This window comes from Flavobacteriales bacterium (assembly GCA_013214975.1).
Lineage (GTDB): Bacteria > Bacteroidota > Bacteroidia > DT-38 > DT-38 > DT-38.
The window spans coordinates 1-4856 of sequence record JABSPR010000320.1 but is presented as its reverse complement, the minus strand read 5'-3'; the positions used below and the strand labels follow the sequence as shown (position 1 = coordinate 4856).

Genomic DNA, 4856 nt, shown 5'->3' with positions numbered 1-4856 from the left:
CTAATGAATCATGAGAAATTCCTCCTGATGCATTTCGATGTCCGCCCCCGCTAAAGTGTGCACCAGAAAATTCATTTGTTGCAAAATCTCCTGTAGATCTAAATGATATCTTAACTACATCGTGAAATACAATAAAGAAGGCTACAAACCTAATACCATGTATCGACAAGCCGTAATTCACAAAGCCTTCTGTATCTCCTTTTTCAAAATTATGACTATCCAATTCTTCCTGGCTTAAGCTCATGTATGCAGTATTGAATTCTTTCCGAACAACCAACTTCTCACTTAAACAGAATCCAAGTAACTTAACCGTATCCTCTTTAGCCGCACCAAATATTTTATCGCCTATCTCAGCATTACTAACTCCCTTTCTTATCAACTGAGCAGCTACCTCATGGGTTTCTGGTGTAGTACAAGAGTATTTGAAAGAACCGGTATCTGTCATAATACCTGTATAGATACAAGTAGCAATATCATTATTAATAATCTCATCTCCTGTAAGGTCTACTATTAGATCGTAGATCATTTCGCAAGTAGAGCTTTTTAAAGGTTTAGAAATGATATGATCCGGAAAAGAATCAGGATCTCTGTGGTGATCGATAACAACCTTAATAGTATTTGATGCCTCTGCACTTGGCGCCAGTTTAAATAACCTTTTCAAGGCGTTAAAATCAAGGCAAAAAAGAACATCTGCCTTTTTCATGATCTTTTCGCAGTGAGATCTATTATTTAAATGAACATGTATATCCTGATATCCCGGCATCCAACGTAAAAACTTTGGAGCATCATCTGGGATTATCACATCTACATTCTTGCCTATTAATTTCAAGTAATGGCATAGCGCTAATGCTGAGCCAATAGAATCTCCATCAGGAGCACCATGACTTGTAACAACAATGTGTTTGCTATTTTCTATGACATCTTTTATGTCTAAAATTACCTGATCTTCCATTCCCATATATTCTTTATTAAGTAACAAAAGTAATTTTATTAAAAGCTCTTTAACTGCTTATGTCGGAAATTAATTAATTTCGCCAAAAACATAATAGCACATATACAATGACAACTAACAGAACTTTTACAATGATCAAACCTGACGGTGTTGAAAATGGTCATATTGGAAATATATTACAAAAAATTGTTGAAGGCGGATTTAAGATCGTGGCAATGAAATACACGCAACTTTCTACTGAAAAAGCTGGAGCATTTTACGAAGTACATAAAGAGAGACCTTTCTATAATGATTTAGTATCATATATGTCTTCTGGTCCTATCGTTGCAGTTATTCTTGAAAAAGAAAATGCAATTGAAGATTTCAGAACTTTAATTGGTGCTACTAACCCAGCAGATGCTGCAGAAGGTACAATCAGAAACTTATATGCTACTTCAATTGAGGCTAATGCGGTACATGGATCTGATAGTGATGAAAACGCTGCAATCGAAGGAAACTTCCATTTCTCCACTGAAGAGATATTTTAATCTATCGGAATTCGATTTTATCGATTATTTCCGATCCTGCTTCTTCATTGAGCATGTCAATGATTTTTGTTTTGTTGTAAGATAACTCTTGCCGCAAAACGGCCGAGTCTAACTTTACCACCAGCTTTTTACTAATTATGTAAAGGTTGGTGGTATGTTTAGCAATCATATCACCAACAACAGACTCCCAAGAACTTATTAAGTTTACCTCTTTTAGCTTACCATCTAGTCCATTGGTTTGCATTACTTGAGTAAGTAATGAATTTAAGCTTCGAGCATTCTTTTTAATCATTCTTACTTTCTTCTATCTGATTATTACTTACGGAAAACATTCTACAAGCTATATTGTGCTCACTAAGTAACTTTTCTATTCTTAGCCTATTCGTATCGGTTATAAAAACCTGACCAAAATTCCCATTACACGTTAATTTAAATAACGAGCTAATTCTATTGCTATCCAATTTATCACATATATCATCCATCAACAACACAGGAACAGAACTAGATCTTTCCTTAAGGTAGTCAAACTCAGCAAGTTTTAAGGCCAAGAGAAAAGATTTTTGTTGACCTTGTGAACCATATTTCTTAATTAGATAGCCATCTATATTAAAATTCAAGTCGTCTTTATGAATCCCAACAGTAGAATAACCAACCATTCTATCTTTTGAAACGGCATTAAGTAACAGATCACTAAAATTACTATCTGTTACTTGAGAAGTATAAGCAAGAGATACTTCTTCCTTCTCACCGCTAATTAAATTGTAGTACTTTTTAAAAACAGGAATAAAGTTCTCTATAAAGGATATTCTATGCGCATTAATTTTTAGCCCTAAATCAACCAACCGATCATCCCAAACAGATAGTTCTTCTTGACTAAAATAATTTCGCTTGAAAAATATTTTCAGCAGAGCATTTCTTTGAGCTAGCACCTTATTATAGCTCATCAATAAAGATAAGTACTCCTTATCTAGCTGGCATATTATACTATCGACAAATCTTCTTCTTACCTCACTCCCTTCAGTAACCAACGACATATCTGCCGGAGATATAATTACTAATGGCAACAAGCCAATATGATCGGCTAATTTTCCGTAAGCCTTTTTATTCTTTTTGAACTGCTTCTTTTCTCCCTTCTTAACGCCGCAATATACCTTTATACTTTTGTCTTCTTTCGTGAACTGCCCTTGAATCACAAAGAACTTTTCATCGTGTCGAATATTTTGAGAATCTACCGGATTAAGAAAGCTTTTACAAAACGACAAGTAATAAATTGCATCAAGCAAGTTTGTTTTGCCTTCTCCATTATCACCAACAATCGTATTAACGTTCTTCGAAAACGCTATTTCTAGTTCTGAATAACTTCTGAAATTAATTAAGGATAATTGATCGAGATGCATACCTTGATAATTGAGCAAGTACAAATTTAGGCTTTATGCCCCTAGAAATATACTCTCTTAGTGGTTATTATGTCAGCAATTTTACCCATTTATTAACTAATATAATTTACTTTTGCACTTCAAATTAGCCAATAACAAATGAGCGAAAAAGAAGATATAGCCTTAGCGGCAGAAGAAGGACATAGCAAAACAGAGCAATATGTCGAAGACAATAAAAACAACATTAGTGTAATAATTGCATGTGGTGTTGTAGCGATAGTTTTATACTTCGCTTACTTTAATTGGTATATTCCAGAGCAAGAAAACGAAGCTCAAGCGCAAATGTTTATCGCTGAAACTTACTTTCGTTCTGACTCATTGAACAAAGCAGTTTATGGTGATGGGAATTACGTTGGATTCGTTGATATTATCACAGATTACAGCGGCACCCCTAGTGCTAATCTAGCAGAGTATTATGCAGGGATATCATTCCTAAACTTAGGAGAATTTGATCTCGCGATCGAGCATTTAAAAAACTTTTCTTCCGACGACTTTATTGTAAAGGCAGTTGCTCTTGGTGCAATTGGTGATGCAAACATGGAATTAGGTAGAGCAGACGATGCGCTTAGTAGTTATTTAAAAGCTGCGGATCATAACAAGAATAAACTAACTGCTCCGATGTACTTATTAAAGGCAGGAATGGCTGCAGAAAATTTAAGTGATATGAGTCAAGCAAATAGTATTTATACTAGGCTTAAAACTGACTTTCCTGATTCTAAAGAAGGCAAAGAAGCTGTAAGATATCAAGCTAGAGCAAGTGTTAAAATGAACTAATTCTGTATGTCTAGCGCAAATCAAAATCTTTCCGATCACAATACAGAATATATTCCTTCAGGAAAGGGAATGAGAATCGCTTTTGTAGTTTCAGAATGGAATCCCAAAATAACTGGTGCCCTTTTACAAGGTGCCATTGATACATGTGTCAAACACAAAGTTTATGAGCATGATTTAGATGCTGACATGAATGCTGTAGTACACTATGTTCCTGGAACTTTCGAATTACCTATGGGAGCCAAAATGGTAAGAAGATCAGCTATTTACGACGCTATTATCTGTATTGGATGTGTAATTCAAGGTGAAACGAAACACTTCGATTTTATCTGTTCTTCTGTGGCTAGTGGCATTCAGGATGTACAACTAGGAAATAACACACCAACTATATTCGGCGTGCTAACCACAAACGACCTACAACAAGCAATCGACAGATCTGGAGGAAAGTACGGTAACAAGGGTGATGAAGCTGCTATTACTGCTATTAAAATGTTTGATCTAGAGAATAAATTAGACCTTTAGCCTCCCATAGATAGGGATTTCTATTGTACCTCTTCAAGAGTTACATCCATTTGAATATTCTGAAATTCCATTTTATTAGAAAAAGATAAATCTTCTCTTTTTAACTTATGGTCATCCGCTTCAATTTCCATGTAGTATTTTTTCTTTGGATCTAGGATTGCAATGTATTTACCTGATTTCTCATTAGGTCTGTAGATACCAACAATTTCCTCTGTGCTTGCATTTATTATAGTAATAGATGCCGAGCTAAGATCTTTACTACTTTCATTCCGAATAGTACCTTGTACAAATACTAGATTAAAGGCATTACCCGGCATATCTATTTTATACAAATCAGTCTCCCCCATTCCATCCGATTTTTGGGTAGAGTAATATCCTCGCTTACCATCCGCAGAAAGCACAAAATACATATCATTATCTACCGTATTAATTGGATATTTTAGATTTTCAGGCTTCGACCAAGTGGTATCATTTATTCTTTCCGATGAAAAGATATCAAACCCTCCCATGTTATTATCATGTCCTTCAGAACTAAAATATAGCGTCTTTCCATTAGGATGAATAAACGGACCATCTTCATCTAAAGGAGTATTAATTCCAGGTCATAGATTAATAGCTAATCCCCATTCTCCATTTGGCAACAACTTT

At 35.0% G+C, this 4856-nt stretch carries 6 protein-coding genes and 1 pseudogene; 3 read left to right on the top strand and 4 right to left on the bottom strand.

Annotated features, from left to right (window positions below):
* Nucleotides 1–952: DHH family phosphoesterase (locus tag HRT72_10200; protein ID NQY68074.1), on the bottom strand; the 952-nt coding region annotated here is incomplete at its 3' end.
* A gap of 107 nt (nt 953–1059) precedes the next feature.
* Between HRT72_10200 and HRT72_10195 the strand changes: the two genes are divergently transcribed.
* Nucleotides 1060–1479: a nucleoside-diphosphate kinase gene (locus HRT72_10195; protein NQY68073.1), complete on the top strand. Its 420-nt coding sequence runs from the start codon at nt 1060–1062 to the stop codon at nt 1477–1479.
* A gap of 1 nt (nt 1480) precedes the next feature.
* Here HRT72_10195 and HRT72_10190 read toward each other — a convergent pair whose 3' ends face one another.
* Entirely contained in the window at nt 1481–1771 is a 291-nt protein-coding gene (locus HRT72_10190; GenBank protein NQY68072.1) for a DUF721 domain-containing protein, read from the bottom strand.
* The gene (locus tag HRT72_10185) at nt 1764–2876 is read right to left on the bottom strand and encodes a DNA replication/repair protein RecF (GenBank protein ID NQY68071.1); all 1113 of its coding nucleotides are present in this window, start codon (nt 2874–2876) and stop codon (nt 1764–1766) included. The genes HRT72_10190 and HRT72_10185 overlap by 8 nt, the downstream gene beginning before the upstream one ends.
* A gap of 138 nt (nt 2877–3014) precedes the next feature.
* On the opposite strand from HRT72_10185, the gene HRT72_10180 reads away from it, so the two are divergent.
* Nucleotides 3015–3689, top strand: a complete 675-nt coding sequence (locus HRT72_10180; protein NQY68070.1) for a tetratricopeptide repeat protein — start codon at nt 3015–3017, stop codon at nt 3687–3689.
* 6 nt (nt 3690–3695) lie between these two features.
* Nucleotides 3696–4208, top strand: a complete 513-nt coding sequence (locus tag HRT72_10175; GenBank protein NQY68069.1) for a 6,7-dimethyl-8-ribityllumazine synthase — start codon at nt 3696–3698, stop codon at nt 4206–4208.
* A 20-nt stretch (nt 4209–4228) separates the two neighbouring features.
* On the opposite strand, the pseudogene HRT72_10170 reads toward HRT72_10175, so the two are convergent.
* A pseudogene (locus HRT72_10170) lies at nt 4229–4804 on the bottom strand (PD40 domain-containing protein).
* Between the last annotated feature and the right edge of the window lie 52 nt (nt 4805–4856).